This is a genomic window from Microseira wollei NIES-4236, from assembly GCF_020521235.1.
Classification (GTDB): Bacteria; Cyanobacteriota; Cyanobacteriia; order Cyanobacteriales; family Aerosakkonemataceae; genus Microseira; species Microseira wollei.
The window spans coordinates 1-20,565 of record NZ_BLAY01000179.1; the positions used below are offsets into that span (position 1 = coordinate 1).

The 20,565-nt window shown below is 45.7% G+C and carries 17 protein-coding genes and 2 pseudogenes; 10 read left to right on the forward strand and 9 right to left on the reverse strand.

Annotation, left to right across the window (positions count from 1 at the left end; genetic code table 11):
• From MiSe_RS38755 to MiSe_RS38775, 5 genes and pseudogenes are all read right to left on the reverse strand, one after another.
• Positions 1–392: hypothetical protein (locus MiSe_RS38755; RefSeq protein WP_226590702.1), on the reverse strand; the 392-nt coding region annotated here is incomplete at its 3' end.
• 211 nt (positions 393–603) lie between these two features.
• Positions 604–2,973: pseudogene (locus tag MiSe_RS38760) on the reverse strand (two-partner secretion domain-containing protein); the annotation flags it as partial.
• A complete protein-coding gene (locus MiSe_RS38765) occupies positions 2,937–3,206 on the reverse strand; it encodes a hypothetical protein (protein WP_226590705.1) in 270 nt (89 codons plus the stop codon). The pseudogene MiSe_RS38760 and the gene MiSe_RS38765, both read right to left, overlap by 37 nt.
• Positions 3,207–3,484: 278 nt before the next feature.
• The gene (locus tag MiSe_RS38770) at positions 3,485–5,305 is read right to left on the reverse strand and encodes an ABC transporter ATP-binding protein (RefSeq protein ID WP_226590706.1); all 1,821 of its coding nucleotides are present in this window, start codon (positions 5,303–5,305) and stop codon (positions 3,485–3,487) included.
• Between the two features lie 89 nt (positions 5,306–5,394).
• Positions 5,395–5,946 (reverse strand): Uma2 family endonuclease, encoded by a 552-nt coding sequence (locus MiSe_RS38775; protein WP_226590709.1) that lies wholly within the window; start codon positions 5,944–5,946, stop codon positions 5,395–5,397.
• Positions 5,947–6,205: 259 nt separating this feature from the next.
• On the opposite strand from MiSe_RS38775, the gene MiSe_RS38780 reads away from it, so the two are divergent.
• The 6 genes and pseudogenes from MiSe_RS38780 to MiSe_RS52340 all read left to right on the forward strand — a co-directional run bounded on the left by MiSe_RS38780 (position 6,206) and on the right by MiSe_RS52340 (position 12,845).
• Positions 6,206–7,522 (forward strand): FAD-dependent oxidoreductase, encoded by a 1,317-nt coding sequence (locus MiSe_RS38780; RefSeq protein ID WP_226590711.1) that lies wholly within the window; start codon positions 6,206–6,208, stop codon positions 7,520–7,522.
• 416 nt (positions 7,523–7,938) lie between these two features.
• On the forward strand, positions 7,939–9,210 hold the full coding sequence (ahcY, locus tag MiSe_RS38785) for an adenosylhomocysteinase (RefSeq protein WP_226590713.1): 1,272 nt from the start codon (positions 7,939–7,941) through the stop codon (positions 9,208–9,210).
• Positions 9,211–9,376: 166 nt separating this feature from the next.
• Positions 9,377–9,997: a DedA family protein gene (locus MiSe_RS38790; RefSeq protein ID WP_226590715.1), complete on the forward strand. Its 621-nt coding sequence runs from the start codon at positions 9,377–9,379 to the stop codon at positions 9,995–9,997.
• Between the two features lie 64 nt (positions 9,998–10,061).
• Positions 10,062–12,395 carry an ATP-binding domain-containing protein gene (locus MiSe_RS38795; protein WP_307731628.1) on the forward strand — a complete coding sequence of 778 codons (2,334 nt, stop codon included), beginning with the start codon at positions 10,062–10,064 and terminating at the stop codon, positions 12,393–12,395.
• Between the two features lie 129 nt (positions 12,396–12,524).
• Positions 12,525–12,578 (forward strand): annotated as a pseudogene (locus tag MiSe_RS53190) (hypothetical protein); the annotation flags it as partial.
• Positions 12,579–12,845: a pentapeptide repeat-containing protein gene (locus MiSe_RS52340; RefSeq protein WP_373872972.1), complete on the forward strand. Its 267-nt coding sequence runs from the start codon at positions 12,579–12,581 to the stop codon at positions 12,843–12,845.
• Between the two features lie 308 nt (positions 12,846–13,153).
• On the opposite strand, the gene MiSe_RS38800 is transcribed toward MiSe_RS52340, so the two are convergent.
• The 4 genes from MiSe_RS38800 to MiSe_RS38815 all read right to left on the reverse strand — a co-directional run bounded on the left by MiSe_RS38800 (position 13,154) and on the right by MiSe_RS38815 (position 15,121).
• Positions 13,154–13,510, reverse strand: a complete 357-nt coding sequence (locus MiSe_RS38800) for a DUF2442 domain-containing protein (protein WP_226590717.1) — start codon at positions 13,508–13,510, stop codon at positions 13,154–13,156.
• On the reverse strand, positions 13,503–13,643 hold the full coding sequence (locus MiSe_RS38805) for a hypothetical protein (protein ID WP_226590732.1): 141 nt from the start codon (positions 13,641–13,643) through the stop codon (positions 13,503–13,505). Before MiSe_RS38805 ends, MiSe_RS38800 begins: the two co-directional genes overlap by 8 nt.
• Entirely contained in the window at positions 13,589–13,741 is a 153-nt protein-coding gene (locus MiSe_RS38810; RefSeq protein WP_226590719.1) for a hypothetical protein, read from the reverse strand. Before MiSe_RS38810 ends, MiSe_RS38805 begins: the two co-directional genes overlap by 55 nt.
• A gap of 303 nt (positions 13,742–14,044) precedes the next feature.
• A complete protein-coding gene (locus MiSe_RS38815) occupies positions 14,045–15,121 on the reverse strand; it encodes a glycosyltransferase family 4 protein (protein WP_226590721.1) in 1,077 nt (358 codons plus the stop codon).
• 323 nt (positions 15,122–15,444) lie between these two features.
• Here MiSe_RS38815 and MiSe_RS38820 point away from each other — a divergent pair, with 323 nt between their 5' ends.
• Genes MiSe_RS38820 through MiSe_RS38840 form a run of 4 tightly spaced genes read left to right on the forward strand, consistent with a single transcriptional unit; the run spans position 15,445 to position 19,747 of the window.
• The gene (locus MiSe_RS38820) at positions 15,445–16,089 is read left to right on the forward strand and encodes a 4-fold beta flower protein (RefSeq protein WP_226590723.1); all 645 of its coding nucleotides are present in this window, start codon (positions 15,445–15,447) and stop codon (positions 16,087–16,089) included.
• Positions 16,090–16,134: 45 nt separating this feature from the next.
• On the forward strand, positions 16,135–16,407 hold the full coding sequence (locus tag MiSe_RS38825) for a hypothetical protein (protein WP_226590726.1): 273 nt from the start codon (positions 16,135–16,137) through the stop codon (positions 16,405–16,407).
• Positions 16,367–19,366, forward strand: coding sequence for an SUMF1/EgtB/PvdO family nonheme iron enzyme (locus MiSe_RS52345; protein ID WP_307731629.1), 3,000 nt, complete (start codon positions 16,367–16,369; stop codon positions 19,364–19,366). The genes MiSe_RS38825 and MiSe_RS52345 overlap by 41 nt, the downstream gene beginning before the upstream one ends.
• A 45-nt stretch (positions 19,367–19,411) precedes the next feature.
• On the forward strand, positions 19,412–19,747 hold the full coding sequence (locus MiSe_RS38840; protein ID WP_226590729.1) for a hypothetical protein: 336 nt from the start codon (positions 19,412–19,414) through the stop codon (positions 19,745–19,747).
• The last annotated feature ends 818 nt before the right edge of the window (positions 19,748–20,565 follow it).

The window sequence follows — 20,565 nt, forward strand, 5'->3', positions numbered from 1 at the left end:
TTGATATCGTTTCCGGTGGCATCTAGGTGATTAAAATTGGTGGTTGGGGCACGGCAATAGAAAACCTTCTCGTGGATGGCAACGCTGATGGATGCCGTATCATATCCTTTGGTGGTTGGGGCACGGCGGTAGAAAACCTTCTCGTTGATGGCAATGTGGATTGATGCCGTGCCCCTACTGGGATTGTTGATATCGTTTCCGGTGGCATCTAGGTGATTAAAATTGGTGGTTGGGGCACGGCAATAGAAAACCTTCTCGTGGATGGCAACGCTGATGGATGCCGTAGAATATCCTTTGGTGGTTGGGGCACGGCAATAGAAAACCTTCTCGTGGATGGCAACGCTGATGGATGCCGTGCCCCTACAGCGATCTTTGACAGGTTTTACTGGCACAGAGGTTGAGTTTGCCAAGGATGGTAAGGAATTCTATTAGGTGCAGAAGCTGTGAGAACAACTTGGCCTTTTTCGTTGGTGTACCACCCAGTTGCTTCTACAATCTCCGTAGGAAGTTGCGTTCTGCGTAGCTGTTATATATTAGATCGCACATTCTCTCCCTCCCCGCGTCCCCGCGTCCCCGCGTCCCCGCGTCCTTCTATATTAATTGTCACCAAATCAACCAAAAAGGCGTCAGGACTGAGGGGTTCATCGGCACTCGGTGGAATGCCCTCCGCCTTGCTTGGCGGGAACACTGTTGATCTACAAGTCCGGTAATATCGACTACATTTTCTGGCAAGGCAATCAATCCGGCACTGGGGTCGATATCGGGGGTATTAATTGCTACTGTGCCGCTTAATTCCGAGTTGGCACCCGTGGCGGTGATGTCGCTGATTGAAGTTTCCTCCTGTCTAAATTGAGTGCCCAAGATACCTTGGGTATCGATCGTAACTTTACCGCCACGGAAGTCGGTAGAGTTGGCGGTGATGTCGCCATTTTCCAAGGCGGCGATTGCATCACTATCAATGATGATATTTCCACCAATATTATTGCTGCCTGTGGCATTCGTGGTAATTGTACTATTGCGGCGCAAAATTAAACTGTTAGAACGCAAGTTGATATTACCTTGATCGCCAACTGTATCGGCGCAAAGTGCGGCATTGTTATCCAAACGAACTGCGTCGGCGCGAACAATTATGTTGCCAGCGTCACCAACGCCTTCCCCAGTAACGCTGAGGCGATCGCCATTGGTGAGAGAAAGGGATCGTGCCCTCAATTCAATAACCCGTGCGTTTCCCAGCGCGCCAAACTCGACTTGAGTGGATGCCTGACTGGGTTTCCCTTCAAAACTGCCGTCAAAAATAGCACTATCCTGCACATTGACTCGAATCGTGCCTGCATTGCCTCGATTAGAGGTGCTGGCAATTAATTCTGCACCATTGGTGACGCTGAGACTACCTGCGGTGATGTCGATGTCGCCGCCATCGCCAATTCCGGTGGAACCTACCCGCGTTGCAACTCCACTCGACTGCACAAAGGAGTCAAATAATGTTTCAACGCGGAATGCACCATCTAAGGAAATGCGATCGCTTGCTTTAATAATAATATTCCCGGCATTCCCTCGTCCAAAGGTACTCGTACTCAAATTAGCGCCATTATTGATAGAAAGAGAACCTGTATCGATTTCAATATTGCCTCCCCTGAGATCGGCGTTAAGGTTATCTTTTTCTGGTTCTAGGGTAGTGAAAATACCAGTTGGATTGCCGAATTGACTCCAGCTAATACCAGCATCAATTAAAAGGCGATCGCGAGCAACAATTCTGATAGTTCCTCCACTACCATTTCCATTTGTGCCAGCGTTGATTACAGCGCCATTAGTGACGACAAGGGAACCTGTATTAATCTCAATATTGCCGCCATTTCCTTGGGCGCCTTGATTAACGCCGCTCTCTATTCTGGCGGATAGTCCGCGTGAAGATTCTATATCGGGAATGAATCCATTGACAATAACTGTATCAAGGGCATTAATTCTAATATTGCCTGCATTTCCCACTCCTCTGGTGCGACTGGAAATTTGCGATTCGTTGGATACAGAAATAAGTCTGCCGGTAATTTCGCTCTCGCCACCATTTCCCACACCCTCTCGCCCTAGAGTACTAACAATCGCACTGTCACCATCTAGAGACAGGGTATCATTGAGTGCGATCGCTATTTTCCCCGCATTTCCTTCTGCTACCGTACTGGTAGAAACTACAGCATTATTAGATAGCAAAAGTGACTGAGCGATGATATTAATATTCCCACTATTACCATTCACTACCCTGGTGTTATTTCTGATATCGCTGCCCTGAGTTGATTGCACAAATACGGTAGCGTTAATATCAATATTACCTCCCGTTATTTCGGTTGTTCCAAATCCTTCAACCCCTGTAAATAAGCCGCTTGCCTGACGCATTTCTAAGTGGCGGGTGTTGATAGCAATACTCGCGCCACCCAAAATTGAAGTAGCAGGCAAAAATGCTTCATTATTTAGCAATATATCTCCCCGTGTCACTGATGCTGTAAAACTCAGTCGCAAAGGAGCAATGCTATTAATATCAACCAGACCTGCACTTGCGACACTACCTAATTCAATCCGACTTTCCGGTGCAAACAAAGTACCGTTTTCGATGACAATATTTCCACCAATTAGGGCTAGGCTAGTCAGTGTCGGAACGCGCAGGATGGCATCGCGTACTTCAATTATGCCCGGATTGTTGCCAAATTGCAATCCAATTGGGACGTTAATAGTTAATAGGGGAGGAGCTGGGTTTGTAGCACTGAATTGATAGTTATTGGGAAAGACAAATCCCGTGGCAGTTGTTGCGAGAAAAGATCCACCAATCCTCAGCCTTGCATTTGAGCCGAAAATAATTCCATTCGGATTGAGCAAGAATAAATTAGCCGTGCCATTAGCGCGAATCAAGCCATCAATATTAGAAAGATTTCCACCCGTGACGCGGGTCAAAATATTCTGAATATCCGCAGCATTGTTAAAGAAAGCTTCAGAACCCGTAGGAACCGAAAACTCGCGAAAGCTGTGGAATAAATTGCTACCTGCTGTTCGCCTTCGATGGTCAGGGTATTGCCTTGGGGCGTGATGGTGGAATTAACGGGTAGAGTTGTATCTGGGATAATTTGTGCCTGGGTTGGAGTTGCGATCGCCAGACACAATAAGGCTACATTACTAGCCAGCCAGAATCTATCTGAAAATGATTTGAGTTGCCAGGGCATGTACAACAGCAAATTTAATCGAGATGGATGGCTAATTGCTAATTGTTAATTGCTAATTGCGAGCTTTTCAATTGCCTCCAGATCAGCCAGCGATTAGCTATTAGCAGTTACACAACCGTTGCCTCAGGACATGATATGAGATCTGGCATCTTGAATCATATCGTTGACCGTTGCATCGGAATTACGACCTATAGGGGGAATTAACAATTAGCAATTAGCAATTAGCAATTAGCAATTCCGATGCAACCATATTTGATAACATCGAAGCAGAAAGCAGACTAAAGATAGCTGCTAGCTTGACGGGTAAACATAGTGTGGTAGCGATCGCCTCTTGCCATCAATTGATCGTGAGTTCCCACTTCTACAATTTGCCCGTGTTCTAAGACTACGATGCGGTCTGCCATTTTTGCCAGGGCGAGGCGATGACTCACTACGACTGCCATTCGCCCCTGGGCAATGGTTTTAAAAATGCGGTAAATTTCGTGTTCGTTTTTAGGATCGAGGGCGGCGGTAGGTTCGTCAAATACTAGCAACTCTACCTCAGTTAAGCGGATTAAAGCACGAGCGATCGCAATTCGCTGCCACTGTCCCCCTGATAAATCAACTCCATTTTCTAGTTGCTTGCCGAGGGGAGTTTCTAACCCTTGGGTTAATTCTTCTATCAAGTGGGCAATGCCTGCATCTTGCAATACAGTTTGGATGGGGAGATCCTCTGACAATTTGGGTTGATAACCCCATCCGACATTTTCTCGCAAGGTTGCTGGGAAGCGGGCGTAATCTTGCATCACAACGGCAATGTGCGATCGCAACTCGTTGAGGTCAAGCGATCGCAAATCTCGATTGTGCCAATAAATCGTGCCAGAAGTCGGATCGTAGAGGCGACACAGCAGCTTCGCCAGGGTTGTTTTACCTGCCCCATTCTCTCCTACCAACGCCACCATTTCTCCTGGTTGGATCGTCAGGTTAATATCTTGCAAAATCTGTTTGTCGCTACCGGGATAAGCAAAAGATAAATCCTGCAATTGGATACCCTGTTCCTCAGAAGCGGGAAGTCGTAGATAACCGCTGTGCAACTGGGGTTCTAAATCTAGTAATTGAAAAATCGGGCTAGTTGCCAACATCACATCGTATAGTTCGCCCGTGTTGCCAACTAAAAGGTAGACACTGCGGCGTAGTTGCAAGATAATGCCCGTGTAAAGGGCTAAATCTCCTATTGTATATCTGCCTTGCAGCAAACCTAGCACCACGTAGACGTAGGGAAAAGCTACCCCCAATCCATCAACCAGCGACCAAAATATCACTGCGATCGCTTCTTCCCGCCGCACCTGTTGCATCTTCAAAAACTGGCGGTCAAACAATCGCTGCCATCGTTCTAGCAACACAGATTGAAGCGAAAACAATCGCACTTCCTTAGCATAAGCTTCCCCCGTTAAAACTTTGACATAGATATTCATTTCGCGAGTAACACTTGCCTCAGTTTCTTCCACCCGCCAAGTTTTTTTGCGAAACTTCAATTCCACAAAAATTGCCGGAATAGAAGAACCTAGCAACAACAGAGGAACCCACCACTGAATTGAAGCTGCCAGCAACATCGCCGGAACAAAAACAAAAATACCAATCAGCGTCGTCGCCACGCTAAATGAGAGTTGCTGGAGGCGCTGCACACCTTTTCCCGTCAGTTCAACCAGATTCAACAAATCGGGGCTTTCAAACAGGGCAATATCATTGAAATTGGCAATCTTGTCCAGCACTTTCCCTTGCACGTAACCCCGAATGCGATCGTGCAAAGCTGAGTATAGCGCTGCCCGAATCGAGTCTATGGAATCAACGATTATATTCAACAGCAGCGCCCCTGCCATACTCCACAGCAGTTTCGGTTGGGACAAAACGAGTGCGATCGCATTTTCTACTGCCCCCTGTCCTAGAAGGCGAGAGGCTTCATCAATCACAATCTTGCTTAAAAACAGCGAAACCGATGGCCCGGTACCGATCGCTAAAGTTACTAAAACGACGTTGCGAAGCTCAAATGGTGCTGCTTGAATTACCATCTCAAGACTGCGGCGCAATGCTTGTAAAGTCGTCAATGGTTTTGGTTGCATCTTCGGTAGATCCCCAGAAAGCGTTTAAGTAAATCTCCAAGATTATGGCTGACCTTTTCGGATGCACAAGCTTCACAAGTGTGAAATTTTTATATGAGTAACTCACTGACAGCAACGCTAAAGCCATGCAAAATATTCTGATTGCTGACAACTTCATCGGTATTAAATAAAAGCCATCTATTTTGAGTATTAATTAACACAATTCGAGTTTCAGGAAACAACAGCCATACTTCTGGGCAACCAGATTCTAAATATTCCTTGGATTTAGCAAATAATTCTTCAGCCGAGTCATCGGGTGAGGCAACTTCAGCAATTAGCGGGAAACTCTGGGGTAAGACAGTAAAGTTATTGCCAAATTGTTCTAGCAGTTGGGGACTAATATAAGCAAGATCGGGACGACGCGCCTGTTTTGCTGTGCGACAAAGCGTTCCTACACAGATTTCTCCTCCTAGTGCGTTAGAGATGATGTAATCTCCCCACTGACGAATTAGCTTACCTTGAGCCAAACCATGTTTAATTGTCATACCTGTTTTTTCAATCAGTTTGCCATCTACCCATTCTGTGCGATCGCGGGGATGGCTCAAAAAGTCTTCTAGGGAGACGAGTTCAATCACATCGGGTGGGGTGATGGAAGCGACCATTGTCAGGGACTCACAAAGCTAAAACGGCTGGCACTACGATTTTAGAGCAGGACTTACGCACTTAGGAACCCATCACCTTTGTTTGTTGTTTTTCCTAAGCATCGGGATTTAGCCGAGTCGAGGTGGTTTGTCAGTAGCTTACACGATTAAGCCTGGGTAGGGGGCATTCCTTTGGTAATTCCCTCCCCCTGGGAGAGAACGCACTCATGTAACCAGCAACTTGAGTTAATATTAAGATTGCCGGAGCAAAATAAAAACCATGAAGAAAGTTGTGATAGTTGGCGCTGGGCCTTGCGGAATTCTACTTGCACATTATTTATTGCGTCGTGGCGTTGCATACAAAATTGATATTTACGAACGCCTCAATGACCCCAGACAAGTCGCCTTCTCCAACTCCAGAACTATCCCTTATGGTATTAACGAACGGGGATTGAGAGCTTTGAAGAAAATCGACGGTCTAGAAGCAGCAGTCAAAGCCAAATGCGTAGAAAATAAGGGTCTGATTATCCATCAAAAGAATGGCAAGACGCAGAATTTGCCCAAAAGAACAACTACCTTTAATACCGACCGGATTAGCTTAGTAATGGCTCTGTTGTCTAAGCTAACGGAAAATTCCGACAGCCGAGTCCAAATCCACTTTAACTCTAAATGTAATCGGGTGGATTTTAAAAATAAGACAGTTACATTTGAAAGAGTTAAAGCAACAGATTCAGGAGAAGAGACAGAAGAGTTCACCATTGATTATGACGTATTAATTGGTGCTGATGGAGCGCGTTCGGTAGTCAGAAGGCATTTTCTAAATTCAGACTATTTTGAATTTGAGCAAAAGTACGTTCGCTCTTACTACAAAACGGTTGGGTTACCAGGTAAAAATGAAAAGGCAGGCATTAATTTAAAACCTGATTGCCTTCATGTCTGGAGACCAGAAGACGGCATAACTTTCGGCGCAGTTCCTCAGCTAGATGGAAGGTTTATCGGTTTGTTATTTTTCCCTAAAACTGCGAAAAAAGTGGTTAATCTTTCCACCAAAGAAGAAGTAATGGCATTCTTTAGGCAAAATATGCCGGAAGCGGGTCAACTATTGGAAGAATCAGAGGCGGAAGCTTTCCTAAAAAGACCAATGGCAGGGCAATTAAAGGTTCGTTGCAATCGCTATCACTACGGCGATAGCGTGCTAATTATGGGAGATGCTGCCCATGCTGTTTCTTCATCTCTGGGTCAAGGCTGCAATAATGCTTTTGAAGATGTGCTAGTTTTGGATAGTCTTTTGGATGAGTATGGTGAGGAATGGAGTTTGGCGCTGGAACAGTTTACGCTCCGCCGTCAACCGGATATGTACGCCTTATGGGAACTCGACACTAACGTATTTCCTGCATCCAAAACTTTGTTTGCGGAGTTCATCATCAGGGAAAGTTTTGCCAAAATAACGAATAAGTTATTTCCTAAACTTTTCTTGCCGCCTTTGCGTGAAGTACTCGCCACAAGCGCAATGCCGTATTCAGAGATTTTCAAGTCCTATAAAAATTGGATATTAAAGGTGAAGAAGTACAACGAGAAGTTTTTTTCGGCGGAATAACAAGCTTGATTGGTTTTTCTCTCCCACCTGCCCACCTGCCCACCTGCCTACCTGCTAACCAAAGTTCAACCACATCGGGTGGGGTGATGGCAGCGACCATTGTCAGGGACTCACAAAGCTCAAACAGCTGGCACTAGGATTTTAGAGCAGGACTTAGGCACTTCGGAACCCAGAAACCGGGTTTCTTGCTGGGATCTCTAGTTCCTTGCTCGACGATTTTTCCTAGAAACCGGGTTTCTTGCTGGGATCTCTAGTTCCTTGCTCGACGATTTTTCCTAGAAACCGGGTTTCTTGCTGGGATTTTTCCTAGAAACCGGGTTTCTTTGCGTATGTGAAGATTGAGTAAAAGGTCAACTGCCTTGAGATCGAGTAATCTAGACTAGAACCGCAAGTAGAATAATTCTGAGAAATCATTCATGGTTGCTACCCAGGTAAAGCACGAAGTCAAAGATCTGTCCCTCGCGCCGATTGGCAAACAGCGCATTGAATGGGCGGGGCGGGAAATGCCAGTATTGAAGCAGATACGCGATCGCTTCGCGGCTGAAAAACCCCTCGCCGGTATTCGTCTGGTCGCCTGCTGTCACGTTACCACCGAAACGGCTAATTTAGCGATCGCTCTCAAAGCCGCAGGTGCCGACGCCGTTCTGATTGCCAGCAACCCCCTTTCTACCCAAGATGACGTTGCTGCTTGCCTCGTCGCTGATTATGACATCCCCGTATTTGCCATCAAAGGGGAAGATGCGGAAACCTACGTCCGCCACGTTAATATTGCCCTCGATCACAAACCCAACCTGATCATCGATGATGGTTGCGATGTAATTGCCACCCTCGTAAAAGAACGGCAGCATCAACTTGCCGATCTCATCGGCAGTACCGAAGAAACCACCACAGGAATTGTGCGGTTGCGTGCCATGTTCAAAGATGGCGTATTAACCTTCCCCGCGATGAACGTTAACGACGCCGACACCAAGCACTTCTTCGATAACCGCTACGGTACCGGACAATCTACCCTCGATGGTATTATCCGCGCTACCAACGTATTGCTAGCCGGTAAAACCGTTGTCGTCGTGGGATACGGTTGGTGCGGTAAAGGTACCGCCCTCCGCGCGCGGGGACTCGGTGCCAACGTAATCGTCACCGAAATCGACCCCACCAAAGCGATTGAAGCAGTAATGGACGGCTTCCGCGTCATGCCAATGGCAGAAGCTGCACCCCAAGGCGATCTGTTTATCACCGTTACCGGCAACAAACACGTCATCCGCAGCGAACATTTCGACGTGATGAAAGACGGCGCAATGGTTTGCAATTCCGGTCACTTTGACATCGAAATTGACCTGAAAGCTTTAGCAGAAAAAGCAACAGAAATCAAGCAAGTGCGGAACTTTACGCAAGAATATCGCTTGAAAAATGGTAAGTCCGTCGTGGTGTTAGGCGAAGGGCGTTTAATTAACCTAGCCGCTGCTGAAGGACACCCCAGCGCGGTAATGGATATGAGCTTTGCCAACCAAGCTTTAGCGGCTGAATATCTGGTCAAAAATAAAGGCAAATTAGAACCCGGTATTCACTCTATCCCCGTCGAAGTGGATAAAGAAATTGCGCGGTTGAAATTGCAAGCAATGGGCATTTTCATCGATACCCTGACCCCCGATCAAATCGAGTACATCAATTCCTGGACATCGGGAACATAATACTTGGGAATTGGTAATGGGTAATTGGTAATGGGAAAGAAAAACCTTACCAATTGCCCATTACTATTACCAACTATGTCAAGACCTAATAGGTAATGGGAAAAAAATTCTATTACCTATTAGCAATTAGCAATTAGCAAGCTGGCAATTACCAATCACCAAAGCTATGAATGAATGGATAAATGCCATGATGAATTCCCTGGGGTATTGGGGAATTGGCATACTGATGTTTTTGGAAAACCTATTTCCTCCCATACCCTCAGAATTGATCATGCCACTGGCAGGATATTCAGCAACTTTACCAGGTACCAAGATCCCATCAATACCTATCAGCATTGCAGCTGGAGTCATCGGCACAGTTGTCGGCGCATTGCCTTGGTACTATGTAGGCAAACTAATCGGTGAAGAAAACATCAAGCGGTTAGCCAACAAATACGGCAAGTGGATTAGCGTATCGGGAGAGGATATCGATAAAGCCAACAATTGGTTCAACAGACATGGGGAAAAAGCCGTGTTTTTTGGTCGTCTCGTGCCGGGAATTCGTACCTTAATTTCCCTGCCTGCCGGACTCAACGACATGGCGTTAGTACCATTCTTAATTTACTCGACTATCGGCACTATTTTGTGGGTAACTTTTCTCACAATGGCTGGTTATCTGCTGGGTGCAAATTATGAATTGGTAGATGAATATCTCGGCCCGGTTTCCAAGATTGTAGCAGCATTATTACTTATTTCTTTTATTGTTTGGATTGTGAGGAAAAAGCAACAAGAAAAGAGAAACAGATAGAACTAAAAATATCTGGGTTTTGCTGAAAACCCAGATATTTTAAATACAGAAATTGCCTAGGGCGTTGTTTGGCCATCCACAGAGTAAATTTATTACGACTGAACCACTGGGCAAAAGTGGAGAGCGAGGCGAAAGCAAGGTATGGGAAGCAGTCAAGCTGGCTTTTACAGATAGAAACTGCATCGCCTATTGGCGCTATCCCATATTTTCCAGAGTCGGAAAAACTAGGAAAGAACCGGATATTTTAATTGCCGATGTTGAACTCGGTTTAATTGTTATTGAAGTCAAATCTATTAGGATTGACCAGATTGTTGCTATCCACGGTCATCGGTGGGAATTCCGCAACTTTTATACTAATTATGGACGTCCTTACCAACAGGCAGAAAATCAGTTATTTGCTTTGTTGGGGTATTGCGATCGCGAACCCACTCTCCGCTGTAAAGTTACAGGTAGAGCCATTGTATCCTTACCTTTAATTACCCAAGCACAATGGCAAAAAAAAGGTTTCGACCAACTCCCCAGTTGTCCTGCCATTTTATTTCAAGATCATCTTTTGCAGGTTGCTACTTCTGTCAAGACTTTACTGCAACAAATTGAGCAAACTATCCCGGCAATCAAAGGTAGAAATTTGCATGAAGAACAATGGAAGTTAATACTAGCAGTCTTAGGTGGAAGTCCAGTATTCCGCAAACCTCGGTTAACCTCTCCCCCCAAAACAAGCAAGGAAGGGAAATTAGGTTTGCACACCCGTGGTGGAGTCTTGGAACAAGCGCGAAATTGGTTATCCGAATTCGACTTACAGCAAGAACTCATCGGTAAACAAATTCCCCCTGGCGCGCAACGAATCCGGGGTATTGCAGGTTCGGGTAAAACCGTCCTGCTGTGCCAAAAAGCCGCACATATGCATTTAAAGTACCCAGATTGGCATATTGCCTTAGTCTTTTTCAGTCGCAGTTTATACGACCCCATCATTGCACAATTAGATAAATGGTTGCGTCGCTTCAGCAGCGGCGAGGTGGAATACGACTCGCACAATCAAAAATTGCGAGTCCTTCACGCCTGGGGTGCTAAAAATCAACCCGGACTTTACAGCATTATTTGCGAAGCATCTGGCGTTCAGCGTCTCACCGCCTACGATACCGATAGCAAGCACCCCAACGAAAGTCTGGCAGAAGTTTGTAGCTTGTTACTGAAAACAGCGACAATTCCCCCAATATTTGATGCCATTCTGATTGACGAAGGACAAGATTTAATCGTCGATGACGAGTTCAAATTTAAAGATAAACAACCTTTTTACTGGATGGTTTATCAATCATTGCGTCCCGTTGATATGCAACATCCCGAACAGCGTCGCTTAATTTGGGCATACGACGAAGCGCAAAGTTTGTCAAGTTTAAATATTCCCACAGCGGGTGAATTATTTGGGGATGAATTGGCGCATTTGGTAACGGGTTTCTATGCAGATGGAATTAAAAAAAGCGAAATTATGCATAAATGTTACCGCACTCCTGGCCCGATTCTGACAGCAGCGCATGGAATTGGTATGGGTTTATTGCGTCCGGAGGGGATGCTTTCAGGTATTACTAGAACGCCAGATTGGCAGGCACTTGGTTATGAAGTGACGGGACGTTTTACTCGCGGTCAACAGATTACTTTGCGGCGGTTATCTGATAACTCTCCTAATGTTATTCCGCAACTTTGGTATGGGTCGGTGATAGAATTTGAAGTGTTTAGCGATCGCATCTCCGAACTCTCTGCTTTATCCGCCAATATTTGGCACAATCTCACACAAGATTATCTCAACCCCAGTCGCGAAATTTTAGTCGTTGTTTTAGGTGAATTTTTCGATGCGATCGAACTAGAATCTCACGTAGCCGAGTTTTTAATATCCCAAGGCATCAATATTTTTATTCCCGGTAATACCGAAAGCAATATCTTAAACCCAGACCCAGAAAATCGCAATCCAAATAAGTTTTGGTGTGCTGGCGCAGTTACAGTTTCTCGCATCCACCGCGCCAAAGGAAATGAAGCAGATATGGTTTATATAGTTGGCTGCGATAATGTTGCCAAAGATGAGAGTAATGTCGCACTTCGGAATCAGTTATTTATCGCATTAACTAGAGCAAAAGGTTGGGTAAAACTCAGCGGGATTGGCAAGTATCCCATGTATGAAGAAATTAAAAAAATACTTGACAGCGGCGACACTTTTAGTTTGACCTTCAATCATCGCCCAAAAGTAGAAATAAGCGTCACCGATGCGGGAGAATTGCTAAAGCGCTATGCCGCAGGTGGGAGAGATTTTCAAAATGCAGATTTAAGGGGAATTGAACTAGCAGGTGCTAATTTGCGGAATGCTAATTTAACGCAAGTTGCTAGTTACATCAAGCGGTACTGGTAATGGCTAATGGCTAATGGCTAATGGGTAGTTGTCAAGAAGGCAAAAGCCTGTTAACCCAATTAGCAAGCTTGCAATTAGCAAGCTTGCAATTACCGCTGTCACAAGTTATAACTAGCAACTTGGGTTAATTTAATCGGTACTTTGCTAAATAATGCTGATTTGAGGAATGCTCAGTTAGATGGCGTGAAATTGGTAATCGCAGATTTAAGTAATGCGGATTTAACCCATGCTAGTTGGCGGAAAGCAAAGTTAATGGGTGCAATTTTACGGGATAGCAATTTGAGCGGTGCTGATTTGAGTTATGCAGACTTAAGCGATGCAGATTTGCGAAATGCCAAGTTAGTTGGAGCTAAATTAGTGGGTGCTAATTTAAGTGCTGCTGATTTGAGTGGTGCTGATTTGAGTGGTGCAAATCTTGAGGGTGCTGAGTTGAGTGATGCTAAATTATAGCGGATTGCAAGCTCGTCTAGGGAAAGCGTTATCGCTTCGTTTGTGTAGCGGCAGCGTTAACGCTGCCGCTACACAAACGAAGGTGTACCTCATACGGCTGCAATCCGCTGTAATATCAAGTACGGTTACATCGGACTTGCACGCTTACCCCCAACCTCCTCTGCGATCAAGGGAGAGGAGCTGGATATACAAGTCCGATGCGAGCGGACTTGATATAACGGGTGCGATAATGCTAGATGGGAGTTTGTAGGGGGGGTTGGCGATATGCATACCCTAGCTGGCGCGAAGGCATCCCAACCACCAAAACCCTAGCTTGCTTGTTTCAACTTGATTTGTTCCATCCAAGCTTTAGTCCCGAAGACACCTGCCAAAAGAGCGGGAACGCTAAAATCTGCATCCAATTTTTCCCAGTGCAACCCATCACCTGAGGGAGTAATTTCAACCTCTGCTAAATCTTCAGAGGAAGCACCTGCCAAACCGGGCGCTATTTCTGGTGGAAAGCTGAAAATTGCGCCGCTTTTTAAGTTAATTATAATGCGATCGCTACTAGAGTCATAATATGCCGACTTAGCTCTGGGTTCAATAGCATTTGCAATTGCTGCTGCTTCTCTTGCCTTAGCAATTGCTGCTTTCAACGCTGCCTCATCCAAGTTTACATTAGCCATGATATTCCTCCCATCGTTGCAGCAGTTCTACTTGATGCTCAATTATTATTGATAGCGCTTTTGCAGCATCTTTATCGCTCATTCCTTCAATCTCAACCAGTTGAGGACTTTCAGTTCCACTATCGAGGTTAATTCTTGCCTGTCCTCCACCTTGGAAAACATGAACCTGAGGAGGCGATCGTTAAAGTAGATGCGAACGGCAAAGCCATCCTTCCTGAGAACAGTTGGCATAATTATATCTTGACAGGTTAGCGTTCGCGCAAGCTAGGGTATGCATATCGCTCGTGTTTCTACAAACCCCCATTATTGCAGAAAAATAGGGTAAACATGAGAAAGCGATTCTCCTCCTCCAGGAGAATCGCATAGATCAAACCCCTGCTGTTTTAACTAATTAACTCAAGTTGCTAGTTATCTCTCTGGGAGCGGCTAATGGCGTTACTAGGCAGATCCCTGGTCACGAGGCTAATGGCGAGATTGGTAAAAATCCAAGATTAGCAATTAGCAATTAGCGATTAGCAACGCCCTTGTTTATAACTAGCAACTTGCGTTAATTAAGCTGCGTAAGCGTCGATTTTGAGCCAACTTTTCTGCCAAAATTTGCTGATAAACCGCTTCATAACCATCGGTCATTTTCTGAACGCTGAAGCGATTCTCTACATGCTCTCGACAATCATTGCGGCTGATTTCCTCAACTCTTCTCACCGCGCTGACGCACTCGGCAACCGAGTTGCATAAAAAGCCGGTTTTTCCATCAGCAATTACCTCGGAAGTAGAGCCTAAATTCATCGCAATCACTGGCGTTCCCGATGCCATTGATTCAATCATTACCAAACCGAAAGGTTCCCTCCAAGTTATGGGGAATAAAGTGGCGAGCGCTCGCCCCATCAATTCATTTTTCTGAGCATGATTTGCTTCACCCAAATACTGAATTTGCTCGCCATCAATGTGGGGTTTGATTTCGTTTTCGTAATACTTGACATCAACCACATCCACCTTACCCGCTATTTTTAACGGCAAACCCACTTGTTTGGCAATTTCTATGGCATGGTGCGTCCCTTTTTCCGGCGATATCCGACCTAAAAACGCTAGATAGGGAGGCTGATCGGGTTGCGGGTAAAACTCGTAACTGCCTACATCAATTCCATCGTAAATCGTCGCCACCCAATTTAACCCTAATCTAGGCTCCCGCTGCGTATTGGAAATGCTTACATATGGCTGCTTTTTGGCATATGTAAACATTTTTTCATTGTCAGGCGTAAAAATGCCATGCAGCGTGTGAAGCGTGGGGGTTTTTACCAGATTGACATAAGGTAGTGCAGCGCAACCCATATGGGAATGAATGATGTCAAATTCTGACGCTTGTTCGTACACTCGACTTAGTTGTAGCATTTCATAGATGCCGAATTCCTTGACGCTGGAATCGAGTCTTAAAGCGCGGGGATGAACCGATTCAAGTTTCGCCAAAGTGATAGAATCTCCCGATGCAAAAAGGGTTACTTCATGTCCACGTCGCACTAATTCATCGGTTAGCAAACTCACCACTAACTCAATACCGCCATACCCAGGAGGTGGGACTCTCTCCCATAAAGGTGCGATCTGTGCAATCCGCATAATCATCTCCTAAAAACTGAAAGTTTAAACTGCTTTCAATCGATTCACCTGTCGAGCGTAAATAGGTTTAAATGGTAATTCGCTCAACAACTAAACAAAAATTTTATAAGTTTAAAAGGGTTGATTCTTCTGCCTTAAGGTAGAGGCTGCTTATGTCTTAAAGCGTAAATTCACAGAAACCCGACGGCGCTCAAGCGCCTACTACTAACTGAGGATGCGATCGCCCTGCAACACCCAGTGGGTTACAGCGCTAGCGACCTGGGCAATAAACAGACTAATTTGCCAATTTGCCAAAATAGCAAATATTATTTCTGTATAATCCAATGCACAAGTCCCCCGACGACAGTACAGCCTACAGCAGTAATTCTCAGTTTGATGACTTGATACAATCTCTTGGCATCGATCTGCATCCAAACATCAACACCGAACATTCCCACACCAACTGGCAAGACAACAGCCAACAGCACAACCCTTATCCCGATAACCTTAACCATACAGGAATACCAGACTTAACCCAAAACAGTTGGGACGATTCATCTCACCATCACCCCCAGTTCGTAGTAGGCGCTTGGGCGCCGTCGAGTCAGTGGCACGATACAGAAAACGGATTTACACACTATCACGCCGAAGTAAGCGCCACAAAACAAGTACTCAATTCTTCCTACTCCAGCGCCAAAGATGGCCCTTACATCAACATAGATCGCTATGGCGACATTCACCTGCACAAACTTGACGGCACAACACAAACAGTCGGTCACGTGTCTGGACAACAATTTTACAACTGGGCAGGCGAACATATCGGCTACCTCAAAAACGGACACATTTATCGATGGATAAATGACACATCCGTAGGGCGAGTCGAAGGCGGACATATCTATCAAGAAAACGGCAAAGAAATAGGTAGAGCCGATACCGATTTAGAAGGCGCTGCCCATATGCTATTCGTAGTCCGTGGCGGCACCTTTTAACCCTTCCCCCCCCTCCTTCCCAGGCTCCCGCCTGGGAACGCAGATATGGAGGCTCTGCCTCGAACGTTATCATATAGTTTAAATCGTTGTAGGGGCGGGTTTCACCAACCATCTTTGCCACCAACAGATAACTTAAATAAACCCGCCCCCACCGCGATCGCCGAACACAGAAACCCGGTTTCTTCGTTTTATCCAGTTGCCAAACCTACAATTTTTCATAAAAACCGGGTTTCTTTGCCTAGTTCCTATATCCTCATCACCAACAAAAAACAAACAAATGACACGCGCATTACCAGGAAAAAAAGGATTTTGGGGTAAAGTTTGGGACGGAGTAAAAGCTGTATTTACTCCCACAGTTTACCTAGCAGACAGACAAGCCGAAACCCTAACCCGCAACACAGATTTAACTATCGAAGCCAATCAAAGACTCGAAAAAAGTCGGCAACAACTCCGCAAACAAGAACTAGCATTACAAGAATTCCAGCGCGAAGCCAACCTAGAATTTCAAGCCGAACAAAACGATCTAAATCGTTCCTTACAATCAGAACTATCAAGACTCACCCGCGAATTACAAACCCAAGAAGCATTACTAACCCGCGAATTCCAAGCGAGTGAAGGCAAGAAAAACCGCGAACATCAAGAAAAACTTGCCCGCCTCAACATGGAATTGCAAGCCGAACTAGCAAAGCTCAACCGCGAATTTCAAGCCAAGGAAGGTAACCTCAACCGCGAACACCAAGTCGAACTAGAAATCTTCCGGTCAAATCTGCAAAAATGGTGTCTCGAACAGCAAAAGGAACTGCAATTAGAACTTAAAGCCATAGATGCCGAACTTGCTCGCGAACTGAGAATTTATGACCGCCAAACAGCTATAGAGGTTATCCACGAACAGAAACGGCAAAACAACTCCCCCATCTGGTTAATCGCTGAAGATATCGTGCATTCTAATCCCAATCAAAATCCCATTCCCCTGCGAGTTTTTCTCTCGCCTCCCACCCTGCGTTTCGACCGTTCCGGCGATGGCAATGATGCAGCCAAAGGCTTTCCCGACATGGAAGAAACCCTGGGAGCTTACCTGCAACAGTTCTTTGAAAAATATTCAGCCCAAGGGCGTCCGATTGAATTTCTCGCGGGTGCTTGGACGAGTAAGTTCTTCCACAGCCAAGCAGCTACAAAATCAATGTTTCGCGGCTTAAAAACCGAGCCGACTTTAATTTTAGAATCCGCTGCTGAAGGGGATTATTTCAATTTCCGCTTTGGTTATTGGGGTTTAAATTGGGCGACTTACCGCTACAAATCAGCTATTACTATGCTACCTTGGCGAGAAGTGCTTTTCGACTTTGCTAAAGATCGCGCTTTGCGGTGGAAAGAAAAGCGAGACAAGCACATCGCTGCGGGGAAAAATGCGGAAGAATTTGATAACCGTTACGGGATGGAAATGGTAAAGCGGTATCGGCGAAACTTGGAAATAATTGAAAACGAGCGGTTGTGTATAGAAGATGGCGATGACCCCAGCGAAATTGAACGCCTCTACAGCATCCATCAAAACGATTACAATCAATTGCGTCAATTTATCGGCATTTGTCACTGCATCATCGCGGGTTTGCTAGCCGATGAATACTTTTTAGTTCACGTTTCTCCTGAAGTCCGCCAGCCGCCTTTGCTGCCTCAAATTTTGCCCGATTTACTGCAAGAAATTCCAGAGGAAGAACAGGATAAATTAGCAGAAATTGTTGTCAATTTCTACGGAAATCTGTATAATCTTATTGGGCAAGAAGAGTCAGCGTGGCTTGCCGAACTGCGGTTAGATTTAGCCGAAAGTCTTCTGGGCTTGCCTAAAAAACATTGGGCGGAAGCGCAAATATTTGAGTCGGTGAAAGCTTGGCTAAACTTAAAGAAACCGGGTTTTTCTAAAAAACCAGGTTTCTGGGCGGAAGGTGAGCTATTAGATGCCTTAGATTCAGCTTTGACAATCGACGATTTGGGTTATGTAGAGAAGCTCAATAGCTGTTTAGCCGCTGTGGGTAAAAATCGCCAGTTAAGTGTCGTTGACTCTTGTTACAACCGGGGTATTCAACGGTGCCGTGAGGAAAAATATTCAGCCGCTATTGTTGACTTCAACCAAGTCATTCAAATCAATCCCAATTTAGCGGAAGCGAATTACAATCGGGGACTGGCTTATGCTAAATTAGGCCAGTATCAAGCGGCAATTGAAGACTACACCCAAGTGTTGCGGTTGAATCCAAATAATGCCAACGCTTGCAACAACCGCGCCAATGCTTATTACAAATTGGGCGACTACGAACGGGCAATAGCTGACTACAACCAAGCATTAAGCATCAATCCCAATTTACCAGGAGTTGCTCACAATCGTGATGTGGCACAAGGCGTGTGGGAGGAGAAAAAGCGTCAGCAGCGGGAAGAAGAGGAACGGCGCAAAGTTGAGGAAGAGGAGAAAAAACAAAAGCAGCGGGAAGAAGAGGAAGCTAAAGGGCAAGAATTCTACTTTGAGGTTATTACAGTCAATGCCCAAGGGCGCGAAATAAGTCGCAAACCGGGTAAAGCAAGGCAGAAATTGGAACAATTGGGTAATGGTATTAACTTGGAAATGGTTTACATTCCGGGCGGAATGTTTCAAATGGGTTCATCAGAAAACTCTTCGGAACAACCCATACATCAAGTAACCATCAAACCTTTCTTTATGGGCAAATATCTCATCACTCAAGAACAATGGCAAGCAGTGATGGGAAATAACCCTTCTTATTTTAAAGGTGCGAAACGTCCTGTGGAAAATGTATCCTGGCAAGATGCCATCGAATTCTGTGCCAAATTGTCGCAAAAAACCGGGAAAAATTATCGCCTACCCAGCGAAGCAGAGTGGGAATATGCTTGTCGTGCGGGTACAACGACGCCTTTCCACTTTGGCGAGACAATTACCCCCGATTTAGTCAATTATGACGGAAACAACCCCTACGCTTCTGCGCCAAAAGGACTTTACCGTCAAGAAACAACGCTGGTGGGGAGTTTTCCACCGAATGCCTTTGGGTTATACGATATGCACGCCACTGTTTGGGAATGGTGCAGCGATCGCTGGCACGATAATTATAACGGCGCGCCCTGTGACGGAAGTTCTTGGGAAACTGGCGGATCTGATAACCGAGTGCTGCGTGGAGGTTCGTGGGACGACGTTGCGGTCGATTGCCGCAGTGCCTACCGCAACTGGGTCGCGCTGGGCGATAGGCACTGGGATTTGGGATTTCGCGTTGCGGTTTCTTAGATTCCGGGCGTTTGGTTGTCGAATTCTTAGTTTCCGCCTTTTTGGTTGCCGGTATTTTGGTTTCTGCTTGCTAGGACTCTTCTTCTCTTCCCTTTTGCCCTTTTGCCCTTTACTCTTTTTCTTTTTCTCTCTTTTGCCGAAGGCGGAGCGAATTTTTGTTCAGAAACCCGGTTTTTCCAAAAAACCGGGTTTCTAGGATTTACAAACAACCGTTTTTCGGAGAAATTAAAAGCGTATCCATTTTTCTCGTACAAACGAGGGGGTGGAGAAGGGGCAGGCACTTCCGAGTGCAGCGTGGTGGTTCGTGGAACAACAATGCGGTCAATTGCCGCAGTGCCAACCGCAACAGGAACGCGCTGGGCAATAGGAACAGGAATTTGAGTGAGTAGTAGGTACTTGAGTACCTAGACTCACGGCGATAAATCGCCTACTACGAACCGCTTGTATCATCCAACTCAGATTCAATTCGTAGTAGGTACTTGAGTACCTCGACTCACGGCGATAAATCGCCTACTAAGCGGAAGTTGCCCCCGCAGGGGGGCAACTTCCGTCTGAAACCGTTACAGTGTCAGACTTTCGGTGATTGTGGTAAGTCTCATACATGACTACAATCGATGCAACCCTTATGTGGCGTGGATTTCAGCCGATGTTATGTTGAAACCAATTGTAAAACATATTTTGTGCGAAGTCTTGCCATACATGACTACACATTTTTGAGGCAAAATGGCTATAAGCCAAGTATGAGAAGGGTTTCAGCCAACAGAAGTTGCCCCGCAGGGGGCAACTTCCGACTAAGAACCAATTGTGTCATCCAACTAACTTTGAGTGAGTAGTAGGTACTTGAGGACCTCGACTCACGGGGATAAATCCCCTACTAGGAACCGTTGGTAGTCGGTACTTGAGGACCTCGACTCACGGGGATAAATCCCCTACTAGGAACCGTTGGTAGTCGGTACTTGAGGACCTCGACTCACGGGGATAAATCCCCTACTACGAACCGCTTGTATCATCCAACTCAGATTCAATTCGTAGTAGGTACTTGAGTACCTCGACTCACGGGGATAAATCGCCTACTAAGAACCAATTGTGTCATCCAACTAACTTTGAGTGAGTAGTAGGTACTTGAGGACCTCGACTCACGGGGATAAATCCCCTACTAGGAACCGTTGGTAGTCGGTACTTGAGGACCTCGACTCACG